Here is a 300-nt window from a genome sequence, read left to right as displayed (position 1 = left end):
ATGAGATTGAATCAGTATTCAAAGCGTTCGCCCGCGCCTTAAAACAAGCATTGCGCCCATCACAAGAAGCACGTATCCCTTCGTCTAAAGGTGTGATTGAATCATGATTGTCATTGTAGATTACGGATTAGGCAATATTTTAAATGTCCAACGTGCCGTACAACATCTCGGCTATGATGTCGTCGTCTCACGTGATCCTGCAGTCATTGAACGTGCCGAACAGCTCATTTTACCAGGGGTCGGTCATTTTAAAGACGCCATGCAAGCCATTGACCGTTATGAACTGGCGCCATTATTGAA

The 300-nt window shown here is 45.0% G+C and carries 1 pseudogene; it reads left to right on the top strand.

What is annotated here, in order from left to right:
• Positions 1-103 precede the first annotated feature (103 nt).
• A pseudogene (gene hisH / locus HUK49_RS10750) lies at positions 104-300 on the top strand (imidazole glycerol phosphate synthase subunit HisH); the annotation flags it as partial.

This window comes from Limosilactobacillus portuensis (assembly GCF_014838735.1).
Lineage (GTDB): Bacteria > Bacillota > Bacilli > Lactobacillales > Lactobacillaceae > Limosilactobacillus > Limosilactobacillus portuensis.
Note: the sequence above shows the minus strand (reverse complement) of the source record. Positions and strands in the feature narration are given on the sequence as shown.